Source organism: Kitasatospora sp. NPDC023118, from assembly GCF_055560875.1.
Genome location: NZ_JBVHHW010000026.1, coordinates 63,232 through 87,410, shown reverse-complemented (window position 1 = coordinate 87,410; position 24,179 = coordinate 63,232). Strand labels below are relative to the sequence as shown.

Annotated in this window: 19 protein-coding genes and 1 riboswitch; of the genes, 3 read left to right on the top strand and 16 right to left on the bottom strand. The window is 73.3% G+C overall.

All coding sequences use genetic code 11. The annotated features are described in order from the left end of the window. The 7 genes from ACZ3UD_RS28805 to ACZ3UD_RS28775 are packed head-to-tail and all read right to left on the bottom strand — an operon-like array spanning position 1 to position 7,798. Positions 1–477 carry an OsmC family protein gene (locus ACZ3UD_RS28805; protein ID WP_465593838.1) on the bottom strand — a complete coding sequence of 159 codons (477 nt, stop codon included), beginning with the start codon at positions 475–477 and terminating at the stop codon, positions 1–3. A 38-nt stretch (positions 478–515) separates the two neighbouring features. Beyond that, positions 516–1,058, bottom strand: coding sequence for a chloramphenicol phosphotransferase CPT (cpt, locus tag ACZ3UD_RS28800; protein WP_465593835.1), 543 nt, complete (start codon positions 1,056–1,058; stop codon positions 516–518). A 9-nt stretch (positions 1,059–1,067) separates the two neighbouring features. Continuing rightward, positions 1,068–2,453 carry a cobyrinate a,c-diamide synthase gene (locus ACZ3UD_RS28795; RefSeq protein ID WP_465593832.1) on the bottom strand — a complete coding sequence of 462 codons (1,386 nt, stop codon included), beginning with the start codon at positions 2,451–2,453 and terminating at the stop codon, positions 1,068–1,070. Between the two features lie 10 nt (positions 2,454–2,463). Further along, positions 2,464–3,069, bottom strand: a complete 606-nt coding sequence (cobO, locus tag ACZ3UD_RS28790) for a cob(I)yrinic acid a,c-diamide adenosyltransferase (RefSeq protein ID WP_270143148.1) — start codon at positions 3,067–3,069, stop codon at positions 2,464–2,466. Between the two features lie 6 nt (positions 3,070–3,075). Then, positions 3,076–5,184, bottom strand: coding sequence for a putative cobaltochelatase (locus ACZ3UD_RS28785; protein WP_465593829.1), 2,109 nt, complete (start codon positions 5,182–5,184; stop codon positions 3,076–3,078). Beyond that, positions 5,181–6,695, bottom strand: a complete 1,515-nt coding sequence (locus ACZ3UD_RS28780) for a cobyric acid synthase (protein ID WP_465593826.1) — start codon at positions 6,693–6,695, stop codon at positions 5,181–5,183. The genes ACZ3UD_RS28785 and ACZ3UD_RS28780 overlap by 4 nt, the downstream gene beginning before the upstream one ends. Beyond that, positions 6,692–7,798 (bottom strand): cobalamin biosynthesis protein, encoded by a 1,107-nt coding sequence (locus ACZ3UD_RS28775; protein ID WP_465593931.1) that lies wholly within the window; start codon positions 7,796–7,798, stop codon positions 6,692–6,694. Before ACZ3UD_RS28775 ends, ACZ3UD_RS28780 begins: the two co-directional genes overlap by 4 nt. A gap of 108 nt (positions 7,799–7,906) precedes the next feature. Beyond that, positions 7,907–8,034: riboswitch (cobalamin riboswitch) on the bottom strand. Between the two features lie 219 nt (positions 8,035–8,253). Here ACZ3UD_RS28775 and ACZ3UD_RS28770 point away from each other — a divergent pair. The 3 genes from ACZ3UD_RS28770 to ACZ3UD_RS28760 all read left to right on the top strand — a co-directional run bounded on the left by ACZ3UD_RS28770 (position 8,254) and on the right by ACZ3UD_RS28760 (position 12,248). Further along, the gene (locus tag ACZ3UD_RS28770; RefSeq protein ID WP_465593823.1) at positions 8,254–8,946 is read left to right on the top strand and encodes a helix-turn-helix domain-containing protein; all 693 of its coding nucleotides are present in this window, start codon (positions 8,254–8,256) and stop codon (positions 8,944–8,946) included. Between the two features lie 114 nt (positions 8,947–9,060). Continuing rightward, positions 9,061–10,197, top strand: coding sequence for an alpha/beta hydrolase family protein (locus tag ACZ3UD_RS28765; protein WP_465593820.1), 1,137 nt, complete (start codon positions 9,061–9,063; stop codon positions 10,195–10,197). Positions 10,198–10,922: 725 nt separating this feature from the next. Beyond that, complete coding sequence (locus tag ACZ3UD_RS28760; protein WP_465593817.1) at positions 10,923–12,248, top strand: hypothetical protein; 1,326 nt, start codon at positions 10,923–10,925, stop codon at positions 12,246–12,248. 99 nt (positions 12,249–12,347) lie between these two features. Here ACZ3UD_RS28760 and ACZ3UD_RS28755 read toward each other — a convergent pair whose 3' ends face one another. The 9 genes from ACZ3UD_RS28755 to ACZ3UD_RS28715 all read right to left on the bottom strand — a co-directional run bounded on the left by ACZ3UD_RS28755 (position 12,348) and on the right by ACZ3UD_RS28715 (position 23,975). Next, complete coding sequence (locus ACZ3UD_RS28755) at positions 12,348–13,226, bottom strand: CDP-alcohol phosphatidyltransferase family protein (protein ID WP_465593814.1); 879 nt, start codon at positions 13,224–13,226, stop codon at positions 12,348–12,350. Then, positions 13,213–13,905 carry a phosphatidylserine decarboxylase gene (locus ACZ3UD_RS28750; protein WP_380612268.1) on the bottom strand — a complete coding sequence of 231 codons (693 nt, stop codon included), beginning with the start codon at positions 13,903–13,905 and terminating at the stop codon, positions 13,213–13,215. The genes ACZ3UD_RS28755 and ACZ3UD_RS28750 overlap by 14 nt, the downstream gene beginning before the upstream one ends. A 507-nt stretch (positions 13,906–14,412) precedes the next feature. Next, a complete protein-coding gene (locus ACZ3UD_RS28745) occupies positions 14,413–15,645 on the bottom strand; it encodes an acyl-CoA dehydrogenase family protein (protein ID WP_465593810.1) in 1,233 nt (410 codons plus the stop codon). A 147-nt stretch (positions 15,646–15,792) separates the two neighbouring features. After that, positions 15,793–16,296 carry a MaoC family dehydratase gene (locus ACZ3UD_RS28740; RefSeq protein ID WP_465593807.1) on the bottom strand — a complete coding sequence of 168 codons (504 nt, stop codon included), beginning with the start codon at positions 16,294–16,296 and terminating at the stop codon, positions 15,793–15,795. Positions 16,297–16,307: 11 nt separating this feature from the next. Further along, on the bottom strand, positions 16,308–17,267 hold the full coding sequence (locus tag ACZ3UD_RS28735; protein WP_465593928.1) for an HpcH/HpaI aldolase/citrate lyase family protein: 960 nt from the start codon (positions 17,265–17,267) through the stop codon (positions 16,308–16,310). A gap of 61 nt (positions 17,268–17,328) precedes the next feature. Then, positions 17,329–19,359, bottom strand: a complete 2,031-nt coding sequence (locus ACZ3UD_RS28730) for a protein meaA (protein ID WP_465593804.1) — start codon at positions 19,357–19,359, stop codon at positions 17,329–17,331. A gap of 10 nt (positions 19,360–19,369) precedes the next feature. Then, a complete protein-coding gene (gene ccrA, locus ACZ3UD_RS28725) occupies positions 19,370–20,740 on the bottom strand; it encodes a crotonyl-CoA carboxylase/reductase (RefSeq protein ID WP_465593801.1) in 1,371 nt (456 codons plus the stop codon). Between the two features lie 368 nt (positions 20,741–21,108). Continuing rightward, positions 21,109–22,017: a TetR family transcriptional regulator gene (locus ACZ3UD_RS28720; RefSeq protein ID WP_465593798.1), complete on the bottom strand. Its 909-nt coding sequence runs from the start codon at positions 22,015–22,017 to the stop codon at positions 21,109–21,111. A gap of 182 nt (positions 22,018–22,199) precedes the next feature. Next, positions 22,200–23,975, bottom strand: a complete 1,776-nt coding sequence (locus ACZ3UD_RS28715) for a 3-hydroxyacyl-CoA dehydrogenase family protein (RefSeq protein WP_465593794.1) — start codon at positions 23,973–23,975, stop codon at positions 22,200–22,202. Positions 23,976–24,179 lie beyond the last annotated feature (204 nt).

Genomic DNA, 24,179 nt, shown 5'->3' with positions numbered 1-24,179 from the left:
CTAGGGTCGACCCGCGACCGTCACCTCGGACTCGTTCCGCACCGGGAAGTTGACCGAATTGGCGATGAAGCAGGCCCGGTGCGCCTCCGCGTGCAGGGCGAGCGCCTTCTCCGCCATCCCCGCCTCGGCGACCTCGATCCGCGGGTGCAGCACCACCGAGGTGAAGTGCCCGCCCTCCGGCGTCACGGCCATGGTGCCCACCGGCCGGTCGACGTACGAGGTCACCACGACCCCGTTCACCGCGCACAGGTACAGGTACGAGAGCAGGTGGCACTGGGAGAGCGAGGCGAGCAGCAGTTGCTCCGGGTTCCAGCGGGCCGGGTCGCCGCGGAAGGCGGGGTCGGCGGAGCCGGGGACGGTCGGCAGGCCCTCGGCGGACACCTCGACGTCGCGGGAGTAGGAGCGGTGGTCGCTGGTGCCGGTGCCCCGGTTGCCGGTCCAGCGGATCTCGGCGGTGTACTTGTGCTGCCTGGCCATGCGCGTGCCTCCGTACGGATGAGTCTGGCACCGGACAGTCAACCGCAGTTCGCCACCCGCGCGAGGACCGACTCGGCACAATCACCCGGCGAGGCCTGCGAGGTGTCCACCACCAGGTCGTACGAGACGCCCCGGTGAACCGACTCGGCCTGCGCGGCGGCCATCCCGGTGACCCGGTCGCCGCGCGCGGCCTCCCGGGCCGCGGCCACCGCCGGGTCGCAGCGCACGCCGACCCAGAGCACGTCCAGGCCCTCCAGCGCCGCGCGCCAGCGCTGCTGCGAGGCGGCCCCGCCGAGGAACACCTCGTCCACCACGATCCGGGCCCCGGCCCGGGCCATCGCCGCGACCCCGACCGTCCAGGCGGCGTCCAGCGCGGCGAAGGCCGACCCGACCTCGACCGTGCCGTCGCCGTCCTCCAGCCCGCCGATGCCCCCGTCACCGCCGAGCAGCCACGGCGGCAGCGCGTCCACCATGGTGTCCGCGCCGAGGTGCAGCCACGGCTCCGACAGCAGTTCCTGCAAGCACCGGGCGATGCTCGACTTTCCGGAACTGGAGCCGCCGTTGAGAACGATCACATGCATGCGCACATCCTAGGAGCGTGCACCTCGCTCCGTCACGGCGTCAAACGCCGCCGCGGCGGAGGCGAACGACGAGGCCAGCGCGGGCGATCCGGCCCAGTGCAGGTGCAGGTACGAGGCGTTCACGTTCCCGGCGGCGAAACCCTCGGTGCGCGGCCCGGTCGGCAGCCGCCAGCCCCAGGCGGGGAGTTCGCCCGCGCCCGGCTCGCAGACCGTCCGGTGGAACTCGTGCCCGCGCAGCCGGGTGCCGGCCGCGGCGAGCGGGGAGTCGTGCAGGGCGACGGCCTCGCGGTAGCCGAGGGTGAGCCGTTCGGTCATCCGGGCGGTGGTGTCCAGCACCCCGCACATCGGCAGCCCGTCCAACTCCCGCCCCAGGTAGAGCAGTCCGGCGCACTCGGCGGCGATCGGCCCGCCCGCGGCGGCGAACTCCGCTATGGCCTGCCGTAGTTCGGCGTTCCTGCTCAACTCCCGGACGTACAGCTCCGGGAAGCCGCCGCCGATGACCAGACCGGCCGTCCCCTCCGGCAGCGCCGAGGCGTGCAGCGGGTCGAACGGCACGACCTCCGCGCCCGCCGCGCCGAGCAGCTCGGCGTTCTCGGCGTACGAGAAGGAGAACGCGGCGCCGCCCGCCATCGCGATCCGCGGCCGCCCGGCGACCGGTGTGACCTCGGCCGACGGGTCCCACGGCTCGGCGTCCAACCCCGGTGCCGTCCGGGCGAGTTCCAGCAGGGCGTCCAGGTCGACCGAGGAGGCGACCAGCTCACCCATGTCCGCGACGGCCTTCAGCGCCTCCGCCGAGCGCTCCACCGCGGGGATCAGCCCCAGGTGCCGGGACGGCGTGGCGACCGCCGCCGAGCGGCGCAGCGCGCCCAGCACGGGCACCCCGGAGCCCTCCTCTAGGGCCTCGCGCAGGAGCTGCTCGTGCCGGTCGGAGGCGACCCGGTTGAGGATCACCCCGGCCAGGCGCACCTGCGGGTCCCAGGAGGCGAAGCCGTGCACCAGCGCGGCCACCGACCGGGACTGCGAGGAGCCGTCCACCACCAGCACCACGGGTGCCCGCAGCAGCTTGGCGACGTGCGCCGTGGACGCCAACTCCCCGCGCCCGGAGGCCCCGTCGAACAGCCCCATGACCCCCTCGACCACCGCGACGTCCGCCCCGGCCGCGCCGTGCAGGAACAGCGGCGCGATCCGCTCCGGCCCGCACATGAAGGCGTCCAGGTTGCGGCCGGGGCGCCCGGCGGCGAGCGCGTGGTAGCCCGGGTCGATGTAGTCAGGGCCGACCTTGTGCGGGGACACCGCCAGCCCGCGCGCGGCGAGCGCCGCGATCAGGCCGGTGGCGACGGTGGTCTTGCCGGCGCCCGAGGAAGGCGCGGCGACGACGAGGCGGGGGATGTTCACGTGCGCAGACTCACCACTCGATGCCGCGCTGGCCCTTGCGGCCGGCGTCCATGGGGTGCTTGACCTTGGTCATCTCGGTGACCAGGTCGGCGAACCCGGTCAGCGCCTCGGGCGCGTACCGGCCGGTGATGACGACGTGCTGGCTGCCCGGGCGGTCCTTGAGCACCGACACCACCTCGTCCGGGTCGATCCACCCCCAGTGCATCGGATAGGTGAACTCGTCCAGCACGTAGAAGCGGTAGGTCTCGGCCGCGAGGTCGCGCTTGACCTGCTCCCAGCCCTCCTTGGCCGCCTCCTCGCTGGACATCTCCTGCTCGGCGGAGCGCTGGATCCACGACCAGCCGGAGCCCATCTTGTGCCAGTCGACGGTGCCGCCCTCGCCGGAGGCGCCGAGGACGCGCAGCGCGTTCTCCTCGCCGACCTTCCACTTGGCGGACTTCACGAACTGGAACACCCCGACCGACCAGCCCTGGTTCCAGGCCCGCAGCGCCATGCCGAACGCGGCCGTGGACTTGCCCTTGCCGGGGCCGGTGTGCACGGCGGTGATCGGCTGCGTGCGGCGCTGGCGGGTCGTCAGTCCGTCGTCGGGAACGCTCTCGGGGACACCCTTGGGCATGTCGGCTCAGGCCGCCTTTCGCATCGCAGTGGTCGAACGGTTCACGGAACGGCTCACCGAACGGTTCTCGCGGACGAGCGAGGCCACGCCCTCGGCGCGCAGCTCGTCCAGGCTGACGGCGCTGCCGCCGAGCAGCCCGGCCAGGGTGCGGGCCAGGCCCAGGCGGACCGGCCCGGACTCGCAGTCCAGCACCACGCTCGCGGTGCTCTGCGCGGCGAACAGCGCGGCCGCGCGCTGCGACTGGGCGAGCGCGTCCCGCCCGCCGGTGGCCCGGCCGTCGGTCACCACGACCAGCAGCGGGCGCCGGTCCGGGTCGCGCAGCCGCTCCACCCGCAGCACCTCGTGCGCGCGCAGCAGGCCCGCGGCCAGCGGGGTCCGCCCGCCGGTGGGCAGCGACTCCAGCCGGGCCGCGCCGACCTCGACCGAGGAGGTGGGCGGCAGTGCCAGCTGGGCGCCCGCGCCCCGGAAGGTGATCATGCCGATCTTGTCGCGGCGCTGGTAGGCGTCCATCAGCAGCGACAGCACCGCGCCCTTGACGGCGGTCATCCGCTGCCGGGCGGCCATCGAGCCGGATGCGTCCACCACGAACAGCACCAGGTTGGACTCCCGTCCCTGGCGCACCTGTTCGCGGAAGTCGTCCTTGTGCAGCACCAGCGCCCGGCCGTCCCGCCCGCGCGCCACCTGGTGCGGCGCGGCGGCCTGCAGGGTCGCGGTCAGGTGCAGCCGGCTCAGCGGGCCCTGCGGCCGCCGGGCGCGGATGGTGTGCCCGCCGGAGGTCTCGGCGGGGGAGCGGCGGCCCTGCGCGCCGTGGCCGGTGCCCCGCACGGTGAACAGCCGGGTCCGGTACGGTTCGCCGGCCGCGACCGGCGCCGACTCCCGGGCGGGGGCGGGGTGTTGGGCCGGGAGGGGCGGCTGTGCGGGCGCCTCGGCGTCCTCGGGGGCGGATGCCTCCGGAGCGCCGCCGTCGGACGGCTCGGGTGCGCCACCGCCGTCGGGACCGCCACCGTCGGGGCTGCCTTCCGGGCCGTCCCCGTCCGGACCCGGGCCGTCGCCTTCGGGCTCCGGGCCGTCGCCCTCAGGCTCAGGCTCCGGGTCCTCCGGCTGGGCGTGCTCCTCCAGCGTCCGGTCCAACTGCTCCTCGTCCAGCCCCGGAGCGTCGAAGGGGTTGCGGCGGCGCCGGTGCGGCAGGGCCAGCTGGGCGGCCTTGCGGACGTCCTCCTCCAGCACCTCGGTGCGCCCCGCCCAGGCGGCCAGCGCGACCGCCGTGCGGGCCATCACGATGTCCGCGCGCAGCCCGTCCACCTCGAACGCCGCGCACACGGCGGTGATCTGACGCAGCGCCACATCCGTCAGCTCGACCTTGGGCAGCAACTCCCGGGCGGTGGTGATGTGTTCGGCGAGCTCCCGCTCCTCGGCCGCGAACCGGGCCGCGAAGCCGGCCGGGTCCGCGTCGTACGCGAGCCGGCGCCGGACCACCTCGGCGCGCTCGGCCGGTTCCCGGGTGGCGGCGATCTCGACGGTCAGGCCGAAGCGGTCGAGCAACTGCGGCCGCAGCTCGCCCTCCTCCGGGTTCATCGTGCCGACCAGCAGGAAGCGCGCCGCGTGCCGCACCGACACGCCCTCGCGCTCCACGTACGAGCGGCCCATCGCGGCGGCGTCCAGCAGCAGGTCCACCACGTGGTCCTGGAGCAGGTTCACCTCGTCGATGTAGAGCACGCCGCGGTGCGCCTTGGCGAGCAGCCCGGGCTCGTACGCCTTGACGCCCTCGGCGAGCGCGCGCTCCAGGTCGAGCGAGCCGACGATCCGGTCCTCGGCCACGCCGACCGGCAACTCGACCAGCTGGGACGGGCGTTCGTGACTCGAAGAGGAGGTGTGCGGCCCGTCCGGGCACTGCGGGTCAGGCGCGGCCGGGTCGCAGGCGAAGCGGCAGCCGTCCACGGCGGCGATGGAGGGCAGCAGCCCGGCCAGCGCGCGCACCATGGTGGACTTCGCGGTGCCCTTCTCGCCGCGCACCAGCACGCCGCCCACGGCCGGGGAGACCGCGTTCAGCAGCAGCCCGAGCCGCAGGTCGGCCATGCCGACGATCGCGGTGAACGGATAGCGGACGTCAGTCATGCGTCACTCCCAGGTGCCCCGGGCGCCAGGAACGGCAGCGACCCGGCTGCCGGCACCCCGCCCTCGATCAGCTTCCACAGCGCGTCGGTGTCCGCGTGTTCCTCGATCAGGTCGCCCAGCCGCTCCAGCCGGGCCTCGCGCGCCTCGGCGAAGCAGGTGTCCGGCGCCGGGACGAACGCCCGGCCCGCCGATTCGGCGACCTCGCGCAGGAGTTCGCGGCGGAAACCGTCGTTCTCCAGCGCGCCGTGCCAGGTGGTGCCCCAGACCGAGCCGACCCGGCAGCCGTCCAGGAAGGGGGTGCCCCCGTCGACGGCCACCACTCCGTGGTGGATCTCGTAGCCCTCGACCCGCTGTCCGTACGCCTCGCCGACCGGCCGCGCCAGCACCTTCTCGGCGCCGAAGCGCACCCGCGTCGGCAGCAGCCCGAGCGCGTCGACGACGCCCGCCTTGGACTCCACCTCGTCGTCGATCGAGCGCGCCAGCATCTGGTACCCGCCGCAGACCCCGAGGATCGGCAGCCCGGCCGCCGCCCGCGCCTTCAGCGCCGGCTCCAGGCCGCGTTCGCGCAGCCAGGCGAGGTCCGCCACGGTGGCCCGGGTGCCGGGCAGCACCACCAGGTCGGCGTCGGCCAGCTCCTCCGGCCGGGTCGCCCAGCGCACCAGCACGCCCGGCTCCTGCGCCAGCGCGTCCACGTCGGTGAAGTTGGACAGCCGGGGGAAGCGCACCACGGCCACCCGCAGCACGTCCGCCCCGAGCGGCCCGCGGCCGTCGACGCGGTCCACCACCGTGGACAGGTCGAGCGAGTCCTCGGCGTCCAGCCACAGGCCCGGCAGCATCGGCAGCGTGCCCAGCACCGGACGGCCGGTCAGCTCGTGCAGCATCTCCAGCCCGGGCGCCAGCAGCCGCGCGTCGCCGCGGAACTTGTTGACGAACCAGCCCGCCACATGCCGCTGGTCCTCGGCCGACAGCAGCGCCAGCGTCCCGTACATCGCGGCGAAGACCCCGCCGCGGTCGATGTCGCCGACCACCACGACGGGCAGTCCGGCGGCCGTGGCCAGGCCCATGTTGGCGATGTCCCGGTCGCGCAGGTTGATCTCGGCGGGCGAGCCCGCGCCCTCGCAGACCACCACGTCGAAGCGGCGGCGCAGGTCCGCCAGGCACTCCAGGGAGCGTTCCAGCAGGACGGGCTTGCGCTCCCGGTAGTCCAGTGCGCCCACCTCGGCCACCGGCCTGCCGAGCAGCACCACCTGGCTGCGGCCGTCCGCGCCGGGCTTGAGCAGCACCGGGTTCATCGCCGCCTCCGGCTCCACCCGGGCGGCCTGCGCCTGCATCGCCTGGGCGCGGCCGATCTCGGCGCCGTCGGCGGTGACGAAGGAGTTCAGCGACATGTTCTGCGCCTTGAACGGCGCGACCCGCACGCCCTGGCGGGCCAGCCAGCGGCAGATCCCGGCCGTCACCACGCTCTTGCCCGCGTCCGAGGTCGTCCCGGCGACCAGCAGCGCGTTCGTCATGCCCCACCCCTCTTCATCAGGAGCCGCAGCAGGACGTGCCCCGCGACCGTCGTACCCAGCGCCAGCGCGCCCACCCGCCGGGACAGCGTGCAGGCCCGCTCGATGTCGTCCACCGTCACCGGCCGCAACTCCGCGCCCAGCACCGGCCGGTGCTCCACCCGCTCACGTGGCTCCGCACCCGCCTCCGGGCGCTCGTGATCCGGTGCCGACGTTCGCCCTCCCTGCCCGCCCTCGGGCAGGAGGGGCCCACTCTCCGGCACTCGCCGCGCTCGCTCGTCGTTCGTCGCCTTCGGCACCGGCGCGCCCTTCGGCTCGTGCGGGTACCGGAGCGTCCCGCCCAGCCGGACGCCCACCGCGCCGGCGAAGGCCGACTCGGCCTGGCCCGCGTTCGGGCTCGGGTGCGCGGAGCCGTCCCGCCGCCAGACCCGCCAGGCGGTCCGGGGCTCGGGTGCGGCGGCCACCGTCAGCAGCGCGGTGAGCCGGGCGCCCGGCCAGCCGGCCACGTCGTCCAGCCGGGCCGAGGCCCAGCCGAAGCGGGCGTAGCGGGGCGAGCGGTGGCCCACCATCGCGTCCAGGGTGTTCACCGCGCGGAAGGCGAGCAGGCCCGGCGTGCCCGCCAGGGCGCCCCAGGTCAGCGCGTTCACCACGGCGTCGGCGGTGTTCTCGGCCACCGACTCGACCACGGCCCGGGCGATCTGCTGTCCGTCGAGCGCGCTCGGGTCCCGCCCGCACAGGTGCGGCAGCCGTTCCCGGGCGGCCGTCAGATCGCCCGCGGCGAGGGAGCGGCCGATGGTGCGCGCCTCCCGCGTCAGCGAGGTGCCGCCGAGCACCGTCCAGGTCGCCGCTGCGGCCAGTGCCGCCCGTCCCAGCGGACGGCGTCCCACCGTACGGTCCAGGGCCAGCGCACCCGCCGCGACCGCGCCCGCGCACAGCGCCGTGTACACCGCCCCGGCCGTGCGGTCGTCGCGCCACAGGCGCCGTTCGAGGCGGGTCGCGGCGCTGCCGAAGAGCGCGACGGGGTGGCCGCGGCGGGGGTCGGCGAAGTGGGCGTCGACGGCGTAGCCCGCGACGGCGCCCAGCGCGAAGGCGGCGGCGCGGGTCAGCGGGCGCACGGCGGTGGGCAGCTCGGGGTCCGACGGGGCGGGGCAGGCTGCATCGCGTGCGTGTCCTCACTCAGGGTCCGCGCCCTGGATCGACGTACCGGGGGCGAGAGTCTCCTGGCTTCCGGGTCGGACGCACCCCCGGGCCTTCCAGCGGCTTCTGACGGCCCGCCGTGGCACTTCCGAGCGTGCTCCCCGGTGACAGTGGCGGGACCGCGCCGGACTCGCACCGGCTTCCTCTCCATGCCTCCGTTTGGCGCAAGGATCCCATCACGCGGCCGATCCACGCGTCAACCGAGGTCACGGAGGGGTTGGTCACACGGCGGCCACACGTTGGCCACACGGCGGCCGGGTGTCGTCACTGTGCGATCGCCCAGCGCGGCGCAGGGCCCGTCAGTCCCGCTTCGTGCGTTCTGGGGCTGGGGCCGCGCCGAGGGCCGCGCCTACCGTTCGGTGCCATGCGCCGCAGAAAGACCCCCGCCGCCGCCCCGCCCCCGGTGCCGTTCTCGCCCGAGGCCGCCCGCGCCCACCGGGTCGGCCTCGGCCTGACACCCGAACAGGTCGCCGAGGGCATGGCCGCCCACGGCGTACGGCTGCTGTTCGGCCACGTCCTCGCGTGGGAGAACGGCGACCTGCGGCCGGGCGAGGCCGAGCTCATCGCCCTTGCCCGCGCCCTCTGGTGCCCCGCCGCCGACCTGATGGGCGCCCGCCCGACGCGCCTGCGGGACCACCGCATCGCCCGCGAACTCGGCCAGGAGGCCGTGGCCGAACGCGTCGGCATGTCCCTGCCCGCCTACCAGCAGGCCGAACTGACCGGCCACTGGGACGGCGACCCGGACCAGACCCACGCCCTCGCCCAGGTCCTCGGCCTGCGGCTGACCGAGCTGGTCGAGGCCACCGGCCGCGCCGAGGCCCTGGACCGGCTGCTGCGCCAGTGCGTCGGCGGCCGCTGGCAGCCCCACCTCCGCGCCCTCGCCCGCCTCGTCCCCGTCCCCGAGCCGGACCTCGCAGCCGTCCTCCCCGTCCTCCAGCAGGAGCACCACGTCCCCACCCACTGGGGCACGCCCAGCGTGCCCCGCACCCCCGCCCCTCCGCTCACCCCTCGGTTCTGGCAGCTCCTCGCGGCCCAGCCGACGGCCGTTCCGGTCTGACGCTCCTCTTCCTCCCCGTGCCCCGGACGGCCCAGCCCGGTGGCCGGGGGTACGCGGCCCCGGTGAACTGGTGTACGAACACCGTCCGGTCCGTGGAACAGAGCGGGGAACGATATGCGTTGGCGAACCGCAGCGGTCGTGGCGGCCGCCGCCGTCGGGGCCGGGGCCGTCGTCCTGGTGATCGGCCGCCGGGCCTCCGAGCGGATGGTCCGTCCGGGGGCCGGGCCGGGCGCGGGGCCGGGGGCGGCCGTACAGGAGTCCGGGGCCATCCTGGTGCAGAGCCTCGCCGCCGGGCGGGTCACCTTCACCCGCCGCCCCGAGAGCCTGCGGCGCGGCCGCTGGGCCGTCGAGTGGGAGGACGGCGGGCACGCGGTGGTCGAGGAGATCCTGCACAGCGACGAGCGGGGCGTCACCCGGCGACTCGTCCGCGCCGACCGGGGCACCCTCGCGCCCGGCACCGAGGTGCGCTTCACCCCCCGCGTGCTGCTCGGCGACCCCACCGAGGCGCTCGGCCTGGCCTTCAGCGACACCAGCGCCGACGGCGAGCTGGGCGCCCTCCCGGCCTGGCACCTCGACGGCAAGCGCGGCACCTGGGTGATCCTCGTCCACGGCACCGAGGCGGACCGTCAGCAGACCCTTCCGGTCCTGCCCGTCCTCGACCGCCTCGGCCTGCCCGTCCTCGCCGTCACCTACCGCGGCGACGCGGGCGCCCCCGCCTCCCCGGACGGGTTGAGCCACTTCGGCGCGACCGAGTGGCGCGACGTCGAGTCGGCGATACGGCTGGCGCTCGACCACGGTGCGGGCCGGGTGATCCTGTACGGCTGGTCGCTGGGCGCCACCATGGTCCTGCACACGGCGGCCCGCTCCGCGTGGGCGCACGCCATCAGCGGGCTGATCCTCGACTCGCCCGTCCTCGACCTGCCCGCCTCCGCCCGCCGCGACGCCGCCCGGGCCGGCTTCACGGGCGTCGCCGCCGAGCTGGGCGCCCTGGCCGCCGAGGGCCGCACCGGCGTCGACCTCGCCGACTTCGCGCGGCTCGCCGGGGGCGCGGACCTGCACGTCCCCACCCTGGTGCTGCACAGCCCCGGCGACCCGGTCGCCCCGTTCGGCACCGCCCAGCGCCTCGCGGCCGCCCGCCCGGACGTGGTCAACCTGCAGATCTTCCCGGGCGCCGACCACGCCGCCCTGTGGAACTCCGCCCCCGACCACTACACCGAACTCCTCCGTCGCTGGCTCACCCCTCTGCTCTGACCGGGCTCGCCCCGGCTTCGGGGGCGAATTTGGCCCTGCGGGCGAGAGCCGGCCCATCCGGCTTCCCCGCGACAGCCCACCCGACGACCCATCGCCGCCCCGGGAAGCACCGCCGGTCCGGGAAGCACCGCCGGTCCGGGAAGCACCGCCGGTCCGGGGCGGCCGCCGCTGTGCCCCGCCGTCCGCGCGACCCCTGTTCGATTCGCTGTCCGGTTCGCGCCCCCCGGGCCGCTCCCGCCCGCGCACCAGAAGCCGGCCCGGCCGACTTCCCGTGCCGAAACCCCCGCCTCCTGGCACCTGCTGCCTGGCCGGATCCCCACCCACCGCGCCTCCGCGCACCCTTCGTACACCCCCGTCCGACACGCAGCGTGACCGGCCGAACGAGCACCGCAACGCCCGGGCGCAACCCTGGCATGGCCCCGCCACACGTTTCCGGCCAGGCGGTTTGCCACTGTTGCCCGATCTTGCGGAGGTGCCGTCCCCGCTCTCCCGGTCGTACGGACAACCGGATGTGACAGAAGGCCGGTGCAAGGGGAAGACTGCTCGACGTGACGTCTCGGAACCCGCGCGACCGTGATGCCCCGCTCCCGCCGACGATCGGTACCGGTGCGACGGTGACCCGTCTCCCCGGTACACCCCACCGGCCCTCCGGTGGCAGGCCGGGCGGGGTCGGTGTACCCCGGCGACGAGGGCCCGCGCCGGCGCCAGGGCGGGGTCGGGTTCCCGTGCCGGAGGGCTTCCCCGCGCCGGCCGAGCTCGCGCCGCTGGCCCGTCGGATGCTGGTGGACGCCGTCCGGATCGCCCGCTGGGCCGGGGAGCTGGACGAGGTCGACAAGCGTGGCGAACTGCTCCCGGAGGACGCCCGTGCGGCGGGCCGGGCGCTGGCCATGACGGTCAGCGCCGCCGCCAAGGCCTGGGGGCAGGCGTTGCTGGTCGGCCTGGTGGAGGCCCGGGACGGCGGAGCCGGCCCCGGCTGGCGCCTGCACGCCTGGGAGCACGACGACGAGGCCGTGGTGCGCGGCTGGTCCGGGCTGTTCGACGCCTGGACGCTGCTCGCCCCGGTGCCGCCCGCCGCGCTGCGCGGGGTGTTCGCCGTCCTGGCCGGCCAGGCGGTGGACCAGGCCCCGCAGCTGCTGTCCTTCCTGCACCTGGTGGACGGCCCGGTGGCCGAGAGCGAGCTGCTGGAGCTGCTGCGCCGCGGCCTGGACGAGCGCCGGGTCGGTACCGGCCTCGGCGGTCCCGGCCTGTCGCCCGTCCCGCACGCCGCCTCGGCCGTCTCCGCCGTCCGCGGCACCTGCCGCGAGCCGCAGATCGACACCCCGGCCTCGCCCTCCGACGTGGCCGCCGTCCTGGACTGGATGCTGGACGGCCTGGCGGCGGTCGGCGCCGTGGTGCGCAGGAACGATGCCGCTGAACTCTCCCCGCTGGGCCACTGGGCGGTGCGGGCGAAGCTGGAGGAGATCTGCACGGTCGCCCAGACCGCGGCCGGGCACATCGAGCAGAGCGCCTTCGAGCTGCTGAACGCCTGCGCGGACTACTCGCCGGGCCCGGCCCGGGCCGAGTTCCGCGCCTGGGTGGCGGCCCGTCCGGCGGACCGCGCGGTGGCCGAGCTGCTGGAGGCGGCCCAGGGCGACGACGCGCTGGTGCGCGGCCTCGCCTTCGAGGCGCTTCGGGTGGCCGGCGGACCGGCCGAGCAGGCGGTGCGGGCCTCGGTGGACGAGCCGGTGCTGCGCCCGTACGCGCTGCTGTGGCTGGCGGAGCGCTCGGACGAGGGCGTCTCCCCGGCGGACGTGCTGGGCGCCGAGGACGCCGCCTGGCTGTGGGTGGACACCGCGGCCGCGGTGCTCGACCACGGCGAGACGGAGCTGCTGGTGGGCCACGTCGAGGGCGCCTCGGCGGGCGACCCTGTGCGGCTGTTCGCCCGGGCCCGGCAGTCGGGCCACCCGCGGGCGGCCTCGGTGCTGACCGCGGTCTCGGGCGTGCACCCGGACCCGGGCGTGGCCCGGGCGGCCCGCCGCTCCGCTTTCAGCGTCCACACCGGCGGTGCGTAGCCGCTCCGCCCCCACCGGCGGTGCGTAGCGAACGCGGAAACGAGGAAGGGCCCGGAACCATCACAGGTTCCGGGCCCTTCCCGTACGTCACGAAGCAGCTCAACCGAGCCGCGACTCCGCCCGCCGGGCACGGACGTCGCCGACCTTCTGCCCGACCTTGCGCCGGATGACCAGCAGCGGCGCCATCGCCGCCAGCGCGATCTGGGCGAAGGCACCGACGTGCATCAGGGTGTCGCCGCCGGGCAGGCCGGTGGCCCAGGCCGCCAGGCAGCCGATGGCGACGACCACCCAGCACAGCGTGGCGGTGGCCAGCAGCCCCTGCGGCTTCGGGTACTCGATCCGGCTGACCATGAGGTACGCGGCGCCGAAGATGGCGAGCAGACCGGGCAGGAACGGCGGGTCGAGCAGCACGATGGCGATGACCGTCATCGCGCCCATCGGGCAGGGCATGCCCTGGAACACCCCGGGCCGCATCTTGACGGCCGAGAAGCGGGCCAGCCGCAGGACCACCGCGAGCAGCACGGTCAGCGCGATCAGCGCCGAGAGCGTCCGGTTGGACCCCTGCGAGACCATGCCCCAGACCGCGACGAAGTAGGCCGGCGCGATGCCGAAGCTGATCAGGTCGGCCAGGTTGTCGAGTTCCGCTCCGAGGGCGGAGGAGCGGAGCTTCCGCGCCACCAGGCCGTCGAAGAGGTCGCACATCGAGCCGATCAGCAGCAGCGTGACGGCCGTGGCCGCGCTGTGCCGGTCCGGAGCGGCGTCCGGGTTGGTGATGTGCGGGATCAGGACCCCGGTGGTGATCGAGTAGATCGCCAGGAAGCCGCAGACGGCGTTCCCCAGGGTCAGGAAGTCGGCGGTGGACAGGTGCTGCGGGGAGCGCGGGGCACGCAGCTCGCGGTCGCGCGCCCAGCGGCGACGGCGCAGGGCCGTTTCCTCGTCGTCCAGGCCGACGATTGTCTCAGGATCAGTCACGGTCAAGGCGCGTCACCCCGGCTGTGGTCTTCTGGCCGACCTCGACGCCGACCTCGACGCCGGCCGGCAGGTAGGTGTCGACCCGGGACCCGAACCGGATCAGACCGATCCGGTCACCCTGCTCGACCTTGGTTCCGGCGGCCACGTACGGCACGATGCGGCGGGCCACGGCCCCCGCGATCTGCACCATCTCGATGTCGCCGAGCTCGGTGTCGAAGTGCCAGACGACCCGCTCGTTCTGGTCGCTGTCCTTGTTGAACGCCGGCACGAAACCGCCCGCCACGTGCTCCACCGACGTCACCGTGCCCGGCAGGGGCGCGCGGTTGACGTGGACGTTGAGCGGGCTCATGAAGATCGCGACCCGGGTGCGGCCGTCCGGCCAGGCGTCGATGCTCTGCACCACGCCGTCGGCGGGGGAGATCACTCTGCCCGTGCCGATCTCACGCTCGGGGTCGCGGAAGAACCACAGCATGCCCGCGCTCAGTGCGCAGGCCGGAACCGCCGCCAGGGCCCACTTGCCGCTGCGCCGGGTGAGGGCGCTGGTCACGGCTGCGGTGGCGAGGGTGGGGACGAACCAGGGGGTGGCTCCGCGCGCGATGGTCACGCGGGGTCGCCGACCGGCCGTCGGGCCTGCGAGGGCATCGCGGTCCGTGACGGAGGTGTGAGGGGACGGGCTGATGGGCATCGAAGACCTTTGTCGCGGGGGATCATGGCCGCTGGACGGGGGCCACCGCGGGATCGGTAATAGAGGGACGGCTTGCTGTCCCGGTGGATGCTATCGGGAGCACACGGTGGGTGGGCAACCCGCCTGCTCGTTCACGTGTCCGGTGGGAGCGCGTATGCGCGTCCCGCCTCTACGACCGTAGCTCGCCCCGGTCCGGTTCCCAAGGGACCTGGCGAGGCTGGTGACACTTGTCTCAGCAGGGGCGCGCTCGGAACCCGGGCGGGACACGGTCCGGAGCGGCCGGAAGAAGGTGTACGGAAGCGGCCGCAGGGCGCGTTGCTGCAGCTGTACGCCCTGCGGCCGCTCTCCGGAGGGCCGTGCCGGGCCCAGGCGGACCAGGCCGGGCCCGTGACGGTGCACGGCGCTCAGCCGGGACGGGCCCGCACGCCCGTCGACCGGCGGTTCGAGAGGGGGCCGTCCGTCCGTGACGTCGGTTCACGACGTCGGGCAACGCGGACGGCCCCGCGATCACTCGGCGATCCGGTACTCCTCCAGGAGCCGGCGGCCGACGATCATCTTCTGGATCTCCGCAGTTCCTTCACCGATGAGCAGCATCGGGGCCTCGCGGTAGAGGCGCTCGATCTCGTACTCCTTGGAGAAGCCGTAGCCGCCGTGGATCCGGAAGGCGTCCTCGACGACCTCCTTGCAGTACTCGGAGGCCAGGTACTTGGCCATGCCGGCCTCGAGGTCGTTGCGCTCGCCGCTGTCCTTCTTGCGGGCGGCCATCACCATCATCTGGTGGGCGGCCTCGACCTTGGTGGCCATCTCGGCGAGCTTGAACTGGATCGCCTGGTGCTCGGCGATCTTCTTGCCGAAGGTGGAGCGCTGCTGGGCGTAGGAGATGCCCAGCTCGAAGGCGCGGCGGGCGACGCCGCAGCCGCGGGCGGCGACGTTGACGCGGCCGACCTCGACGCCGTCCATCATCTGGTAGAAGCCGCGGCCCGGGACGCCGCCGAGGATGCGGTCGGCCGGGATCCGGACGTCCTGGAGGACCAGCTCGGTCGTGTCGACGCCCTTGTAGCCCATCTTCTCGATCTTCCCGGGCACGGTCAGGCCGGGGACGGTCGGGTTGGGGCCGAAGCCGGCCGTCTTCTCGATCAGGAAGGTGGTCATGTTCTTGTACGGGGTGTCGCCGCCCTCGTCGGTCTTGCACAGGACCGCGACCAGGGTGGAGGTGCCGCCGTTGGTGAGCCACATCTTCTGGCCGTTGAGGACGTAGAAGTCTCCCCCGGCCTCCGGCCGGGAGGCGCCCCCAGTGTCCTTGACCGCCTTGGTGGAGATGGCCGAAACGTCGGAGCCGAGGCCGGGCTCGGACATCGAAAAGGCGCCGCGGATTTCGCCGGCGGCCATCTTCGGCAGGAAGTAGTCCTTCTGCTCCTGGGTGCCGTGGGCGTTGATCATGTGCGCCACGATGAAGTGGGTGTTCACGATGCCGGAAACCGACATCCAGCCGCGGGCGATCTCCTCGACCACCAGGGCGTAGGTGAGCAGGGACTCGCCGAGGCCGCCGTACTCCTCGGGGATGGTGAGGCCGAAGAGCCCGAGCTGCTTCATGCCCTCGACGATGGCGGTCGGGTACTCGTCCTTGTGCTCCAGCTCGGTCGCGACCGGAATGATCTCCTTGTCGACGAAATCCCGCACGGTGGCGAGGATGTCCCGCTGGATCTCGGTGAGGCCGTCGGTCTGTGCGAGGCGTCCCATCGTGCGGCTCCGGAAGGTCTGAAGGGGGCGGGGGGGGGGGATTTCCGGGGGCCCTGCCGGCGTGGCTGCGGCAGCAGGGCCCCCGACCGGGTGGGGGTCAGCCGATGACGGCGGCCTCCCCGTCCGGGGTCTATATAGAGGAGGGATTCAGGAGAGCGGCTCGGGGCGCCCCGGCTGCTCGCCGCCGCGCTCCTTGATGTACGTCGCGGTCGGCACCATCACCTTGCGGCGGAAGACGCAGACGACCGTGCCGTCCTGCTTGTACCCCTTGGTCTCGACGTAGACGATGCCGCGGTCGTCCTTGGACTTGGACGGCCACTTGTCGAGGACGGTGGTCTCGCCGTAGATGGTGTCGCCGTGGAAGGTCGGCGCGATGTGGCGCAGCGACTCGATCTCCAGGTTGGCGATCGCCTTGCCGGAGACGTCCGGGACGGACATGCCGAGCAGCAGCGAGTAGATGTAGTTGCCCACCACGACGTTCCTGCCGAAGTCCGTCGTCTTCTCCGCATAGTTGGTGTCCATGTGGAGCGGGTGGTGGTTCATGGTGAGCAGGCAGAAGAGGTGGTCGTCGTACTCGGTGACGGTCTTCCCGGGCCAGTGCTTGTAGACCGCGCCGACCTCGAACTCCTCGTAGGTGCGTCCGAACTGCATCGCTCAGGTCCTCAGCTTTCCGGGATCTCGAACTTGGTGGTGCGCTGCATGCCGGCGGCCCGGCCCTTGCCGGCGATGACCAGGGCCATCTTGCGGCTGGCCTCGTCGATCATCTCGTCGCCGAGCATCGCGGAGCCCTTGGCGCCGCCCGCCTCGGAGGTGCAGTAGTCGTACGCGTCGAGGATCAGCTCGGCGTGGTCGTAGTCCTCCTGCGAGGGCGAGTAGATCTCGTTCGCGGCGGCGACCTGGTCCGGGTGCAGCACCCACTTGCCGTCGAAGCCGAGGGCGGCGGAGCGGCCGGCCACCTCGCGGTAGCCCTCCTGGTTGCGGATCTGCAGGTACGGGCCGTCGATCGCCTGCAGGTCGTTGGCGCGGGCGGCCATCAGGATGCGCATCAGGATGTAGTGGTAGGCGTCGGCCGGGTAGCCGGGCGGTTGCTCGCCGACGACCAGGGACTTCATGTTGATCGAGGCCATGAAGTCGGCGGGGCCGAAGATGATGGTCTCCAGCCGGGGCGAGGCCTCGGCGATGGCGTCGACGTTGATCAGGCCCTTGGCGTTCTCGATCTGCGCCTCGATGCCGATCTTGCCGACCTCGAAGCCCATGGTCTTCTCGATCTGGGTGAGCAGCAGGTCGAGCGCCTTGACCTGCTCGGCGTCCTGGACCTTGGGGAGCATGATGCAGTCCAGGTTCGGGCCGGCGCCCTCGACCACGGTGATCACGTCGCGGTAGGTCCAGTGGGTGGTCCAGTCGTTGACCCGGACCACGCGGGTCTTGGTGCCCCAGTCGCCGTTGTTCAGCGCGTCGACGATGTTGTGGCGGGCGCTCTCCTTGACCAGGGGGGCGCAGGCGTCCTCCAGGTCGAGGAAGACCTGGTCGGCCGGCAGGCCCTGGGCCTTCTCCAGGAAGCGCGGGTTGCTGCCCGGTACGGCGAGGCAGGAGCGGCGCGGGCGCAGACGGCTGCTTGACATGTCGCTGGCGTTGCTCATGAGGGTGGTTCAGTTCCTTCCCAGTGGTCAGCTGGTCAGCTGGTCAGTTCGTGGCCGGGGTCGGTGCGGGCGTCCACGGCTGGAGCCTGTTGGCCAGCCGGATCTCGTCCACGATCCGGCCGATGATGGTCGTGATGCCGAAGTCCTTCGGGGTGAACACGGCGGCGACGCCGGCGGCCTTGAGGGCCTCGCCGTCCGCTGCCGGGATGATGCCACCCACGATCACCGGAACATCCTCCACCCCGGTGCGGCGCAGCCGCTTCAGGACGTCGGGCACCAGCTCGGCGTGGGCGCCCGAGAGGATGGACAGGCCCACGCAGTGGACGTCCTCCGCGACGGCGGCGGAGACGATCTGCTCCGGGGTGAGCCGGATGCCCTGGTAGACCACCTCGAACCCGGCGTCGCGGGCACGGACGGCGATCTGCTCGGCACCGTTGGAGTGCCCGTCCAGGCCGGGCTTGCCGACCAGCAGGCGCAGCTTGCCGGCGCCCAGCTCCTGGGCGGTGGCGGCGACCGCGGCGCGGACCTGCTCCAGCTCCCCGCCGGGCTCGGCGGCCACCGCGACGGGCGCGCCGCCCACGCCGGTGGGGGCGCGGTACTCGCCGAACACCTCGCGCAGGGCGAAGGACCACTCGCCGGTGGTGACCCCGGCCCGGGCGCAGGCGAGCGTGGCCGGCATCAGGTTGGCCTCGGTGGCGGCGACGGCCTTGAGCTCGGCCAGCGCCTCCTGGGCGGCGGTCTCGTCGCGCTGTCCGCGCCAGGCCTCCAGGGCGGCCAGCACGGAGCGCTCGGAGGCGGGGTCGACCACCATGATCGCGGTGTCGAGGTCGGCGGTGAGCGGGCTGGGCTCGGTGGTGTCGAAGCAGTTGACCCCGACGATCCTGTCCTCGCCGGACTCGATCCGGGCCCGGCGGGCGGCGTGCGAGGCGACCAGGTTGGACTTGAGGTAGCCGGACTCCACTGCGGGAATCACCCCGCCCATCTCCAGCACCTTGGCGATCTCCGCCTCGGCACCGGCCAGCAGCGCGGCGGTCTTGGCCTCGATCACCTCGGATCCGTTGAAGATGTCGCCGTACTCCAGCAGGTCCGACTCGTAGGCCAGCACCTGTTGGATCCGCAGCGACCACTGCTGGTCCCACGGGCGGGGCAGGCCGAGCGCCTCGTTCCAGGCGGGCAGCTGGACGGCCCGGGCGCGGGCGTCCTTGGAGAGGGTGACGGCCAGCATCTCCAGGACGATCCGCTGGACGTTGTTCTCCGGCTGCGCCTCGGTCAGGCCCAGTGAGTTGACCTGGACGCCGTAGCGGAAGCGGCGCTGCTTGGCGTCGGTGATGCCGTAGCGCTCCAGGGTGACCTTCTCCCAGAGCCGGGCGAAGGCGCGCATCTTGCACATCTCCTCGACGAAGCGCACGCCGGCGTTCACGAAGAAGGAGATCCGGGCGACCACGTCGCCCATCCGCTCGGCGGGCACCTGGCCGGAGTCGCGGACCGCGTCGAGCACCGAGATGGCGGTGCACATCGCGTAGGCGATCTCCTGGACGGGCGTGGCGCCCGCTTCCTGCAAGTGGTAGCTGCAGATGTTGATCGGATTCCACTTGGGGATGTTGCCGACCGTGTAGGCGATCATGTCGGTGATCAGCCGCACCGAGGGGCCGGGCGGGAAGACGTGCGTCCCGCGCGACAGGTACTCCTTGACGATGTCGTTCTGGGTGGTGCCGGTGAGCTTGGCGATGTCGGCGCCCTGCTCCTCGGCGACCACCTGGTAGAGCGCCAGCAGCCACATCGCGGTGGCGTTGATCGTCATGGAGGTGTTGGTCTGCTCGAGCGGGATGCCGTCGAACAGGGTGCGCATGTCGCCGACGTGGCCCACCGGGACGCCGACCCGGCCCACCTCGCCGCGGGCGAGGACGTGGTCGGAGTCGTAGCCGGTCTGGGTCGGCAGGTCGAAGGCGACGGACAGGCCGGTCTGGCCCTTCGCCAGGTTCCGCCGGTAGAGCGCGTTGGAGTCGCTCGCGGTGGAGTGGCCGGCGTAGGTGCGCATCAGCCAGGGCCGGTCGCGCTTCTGAGGCTCGGTCATCGGTTCCGTCTCACACGTTCCGGCTCGGCTGGATGTTCCGCTCGTCAAGCCCGCGGAAGAGGTTGATGGCGTCGACGTGCCGGGCGCGGAACTCCTCGTCGCGCACGCCCAGGCCCTCCTCCGGGGCCAGGCAGAGCACGCCGACCTTGCCCTGGTGCTTGTTGTGGTGCACGTCGAGGGCGGCCTGGCCGGTCTCCTCCAGGGAGTAGACCTTGGACAGGGTCGGGTGGATCTTGCCCTTGGCGATCAGCCGGTTGGCCTCGAAGGCCTCGCGGTAGTTGGCGAAGTGCGAGCCGACGATCCGCTTGAGCGACATCCACAGGTAGCGGTTGTCGTACTGGTGCATGTAGCCGGAAGTCGAGGCGCAGGTGACGATGGTGCCGCCCTTGCGGGTGACGTACACCGAGGCGCCGAAGGTCTCGCGGCCCGGGTGCTCGAAGACGATGTCCACGTCCTCGCCGCCGGTGAACTCGCGGATCCTGGAGCCCAGGCGCTTCCACTCGCGCGGGTCCTGGGTGTTCTCGTCCTTCCAGAACCTGTAGCCCTCGGCCGAGCGGTCGATGATCGCCTCGGCGCCCATGGCGCGGCAGATCTCGGCCTTCTGGTCGTTGGAGACCACGCAGATCGGGGTGGCGCCGCCGGCCAGCGCGTACTGGGTGGCGTACGAGCCGAGGCCGCCGCTGGCGCCCCAGATCAGCACGTTGTCACCCTGCTTCATGCCGGCGCCGTTGCGCGAGACCAGCTGGCGGTACGCGGTGGAGTTGACCAGGCCCGGGGAGGCGGCCTCCTCCCAGGTGAGGTGCTTCGGCTTGGGCAGCAGCTGGTTGGTCTTCACCAGGGCGAGCTGGGCCAGGCCGCCGAAGTTGGTCTCGAAGCCCCAGATGCGCTGCTCCGGGTCCATCATCGTGTCGTTGTGGCCGTCCGGGGACTCCAGTTCGACCGAGAGGCAGTGGGCGACGACCTCGTCGCCGGGCTTCCAGGCGTTGACCCCGGCGCCGGTGCGCAGCACCACGCCCGCGAGGTCGGAGCCGACGACGTGGTACGGCAGGTCGTGGCGCTTGGTGAGCGGCGACAGGCGGCCGTAGCGCTCCAGGAAGGCGAAGGTGGAGACCGGCTCGAAGATCGAGCTCCACACGGTGTTGTAGTTCACCGCGCTGGCCATGACGGCGACCAGGGCCTCGCCGGGGCCCAGCTCGGGCAGGGCGACCTCGTCGAGGTGAAGGGACTTGCGAGGGTCCTTGTCGCGGCTGTCGAGGCCCGCGAACATCTGCTCCTCGTCCTTGTGGAGCGTGACCGCCCGGTAGGACTCGGGGAGCTTGATCGCCGCGAAGTCCGCCGACGTGGCGTCGGAGCTGAGGATCGCGTCGAGGATTTCCTGCATGGCTGCCTCCGAAGGCGTACCTGTGTGAGGGTCACAGGGCGTCTGGGGGAGCCGGGAGCGGACACCGGCTTCGCTGAGGTGGGTGGTTGGTGGTCAGGCTGTCGCCCGGTGGTGGGCCGGGCGGGGGCTGGCACTGCTCCCGGGGTGTGGGAACGCCGGACGACGGCGCGCCGAGGTGGGAGCCGCGGCGCCGCGACTGGTGGGTAACAACGTAGTGGCACCCTGTGCCACTCGTAAAGACACCGGGTGTCAGGAATTCCGACGCTCTGGAAAGGCGCGAAACGCGCGTGGTGCGGGTGCGCCGAGGGCCCGCGCCGACCGTTCGGCGCGGGCCCTCGATATGCCTATGACCTGCGTGAATAACCGCCTCAGGCGTCCCGGGCGCCACTCAGCGCGGCCCGGATGCTGTCCACCACGACGTCCAGCGGAGCGTCCGTCCGGGCGACTGTGATGAGTACCTCACCCCCAGGACTGGCACTCAGTGCGCTCTCTGCCACCCCGTCTCCTGGCATCCCACTGGCACCCGGTGTCACCACCGAGCCCCGGCGTCTGGCACCCGGCGCGCTGGCGGCCCAGAAGGTCCGCCGGATCACCTCGAAGGAGTGGTCCAGCTGGGCCTCCACATCGCCCCGGCCGCCGGCCCGCAGCCAGCGCCGCAGCACGTGGTTGTGCGCCGCGACCACCGCCGCCGCCGACACCTCGGCCAGCATCGAGTCGTCCTCGCCGCCACGCTGCCAGCCCGACGGGATGGACTCGCCGGTGTCGAAACGGCCCAGCAGGTAGCGGGTGAACAGCCGCTCGTACCGGGCCACCACGGCGATCTCGCGCTCGCGCAGCGCCGGGACCTGACGGATCAGCTGGTACCGCGCGACGGACACCCCCGGGGTGGAGGCGTACATCCGCAGCACCTCCTTGATGCCCCGGCAGACCACGTCCAGCGGGTGCTCCTCCGGCTCGGCGCTGGCCAGCAGGTCGGCCACCCGGACGAGGGTGTCGTCGTGGTCCGGGAAGATCGCCTCCTCCTTCGACCGGAAGTACCGGAAGAAGGTGCGCCGGGCCACCCCGGCGGCCGCCGCGATCTGGTCGACCGTGGTCTCCTCGTAGCCCTGCGAGGCGAACAGCTCCATCGCGGCCGCGGCCAGGTCCTGGCGCATCTGCTGGCGCTGCGCCGCCGCCCGGCGGCTGCCCGGGCCGCCGTCCCCGGCGGAGGGGGGCGTCCGGTCGGTGCCGCGCGGCGCGGCGGACTGCTGCGGGGTGGCTGACTGAACCCGATCCATGTCCGGAACGCTACACGGCCCCGGCGGCGGCGCCGCGGCCCTTCCCCGGCGCACCGGCACGACCGGGCCGGTCACGGCCGGTCTCGGCCAGCGCGCGGAGACCGTCCCCGGGGCCCAGCCGGTGCCGTACGGGCCCGTACCCGGGCTGTACGGCACGGAGCCGCCCCCGGTCTGCGGGCTGGTCACCGGCGGGCGTGGTCGCGGAAGCCGCGGCCGGTCTTGCGGCCCAGGCAGCCGGCCGCGACCAGGTGCTCCAGCAGCGGCGCGGCGGCCAGGCCCGGCTCGCGGAACTCCTGGTGCAGCACCTGCTCGATGGTCAGCGACACGTCCAGGCCGACCACGTCCAGCAGCTCGAACGGGCCCATCGGGTAGCCGCAGCCCAGCTTCATCGCGGTGTCGACGTCGTCCACCGTCGCGTAGTGCTCCTGGAGCATCCGCACCGCGTCGTTCAGGTAGGGGAAGAGCAGCGCGTTGACGATGAAGCCGGCCCGGTCGCCGCACTCCACCGGGTGCTTGCGGACCTTGGCGGTCAGCTCCAGCACCGTCGCGGTGACGTCCGGGGCGGTCAGCACGGTGGAGACCACCTCGACCAGCTTCATCGCCGGGGCCGGGTTGAAGAAGTGCATGCCGATCACGTCCTGCGGCCGCGAGGTGGCGGTCGCGCAGCTGATCACCGGCAGCGAGGAGGTGGTGGTGGCGAGCACCGCGCCGGGGCGGACGATCTTGTCCAGGGTCGCGAACAGCTCCCGCTTGACCGCCAGGTCCTCGGCGACGGCCTCGACCACCAGGTCCACGTCCGCCAGCTCGGTGTACTGGCCGACCGGGGTGACCAGCTCCAGCGCGGCGTCCCGCTGCTCGGTGGACATCCGGCCCTTGGCGACCGAGCGCTCCAGCGACTTGGCCAGCTGCGTTTTGGCCCGGTCGGCCTTCTCCTGGCTGCGGGCGGCCAGCAGCACCGGGTGCCCGGCCTTGGCGAAGACCTCGGCGATGCCGGTGGCCATCGTCCCCGAGCCGCAGACGCCGACGGTGTGCACGGCGCGGCCGGGCACCTTCGGCCGGGCCGGACCGGTCGCCGCGTCCACCGGCTTGGAGGAGCCCGGCGCCTCGTAGGTGTAGAAGCCGCGCCCGGACTTGCGGCCCAGCAGCCCGGCCGAGACCAGCTGGCCGAGGATCGGCGCGGGCGCGTGCAGCCGGTCGCGGGACTGCTCGTACATCGCCTCCAGCACGGTGCGGGCGGTGTCGATGCCGATCAGGTCGAGCAGCGCCAGCGGGCCCATCGGCAGGCCGCAGCCGAGCCGCATCGCGGCGTCGATGTCCTCCCGGGAGGCGTACTTGGACTCGTACATCGCCGCGGCCTGGTTCAGGTAGGCGAACAGCAGGCCGTTCACCACGAAGCCGGCCCGGTCGCCCGCCGCCACCGGCTCCTTGCCCAGGTCGCGGGCGAAGGCGGCGGCGTCCTCGGCGGTCTGCGGGGAGGTCAGCACGGTGCGGACCACCTCGACCAGCTTCATGGTGTGCACCGGGTTGAAGAAGTGCAGGCCCAGCACCCGCTCCGGGCGGGCGGTCGCGGCGGCGATCCGGGTCACCGACAGCGCGGTGGTGCCGGTGGCCAGCACCGTGCTCTCCGGGCAGATCCGGTCCAGCTCGGCGAAGACCTCCCGCTTCAGCTCCAGCTGCTCGGGCACCTCCTCGATCACCAGGTCCGCCTCGGCGGCGGCCGTCAGCTCGTGCCCGACCGAGATCAGGGCGAGCAGCGCGGTGCGCTCCTCGGCGGTGATCCGCTCCCGGTCGACCGCGTGCGCGGTTGCCGCCTCGATCCGGGCCAGCGCCCGGGTGGCGGAGTCCTCGCTGGCCTCGATGCCGATCACCCGGCGGCCGCTCCTGGCGACGGCGACCGCGACACCGGCACCCATCGTGCCGAGGCCGACGACGGCGACGGTGGGGAAGGGACGCTCCATCAGAACTCCTTAGAGCCCGCCGCTCGAACCGGCGGGGAAGTTGGATCGGCGCGGGAGGCCGCGGCCTTCTTGTGCGATCGAGCCCTGCGAGTGCGCAGCGGGCAGGGTTTGTCCGGGGCCGGCCGTAAGGCCGCCTTGAAGCCCCACGGTTTCGGCCGTTGGGGAGGAATCACGGTCCTGACGTCACGTCACGACGGATTCGCG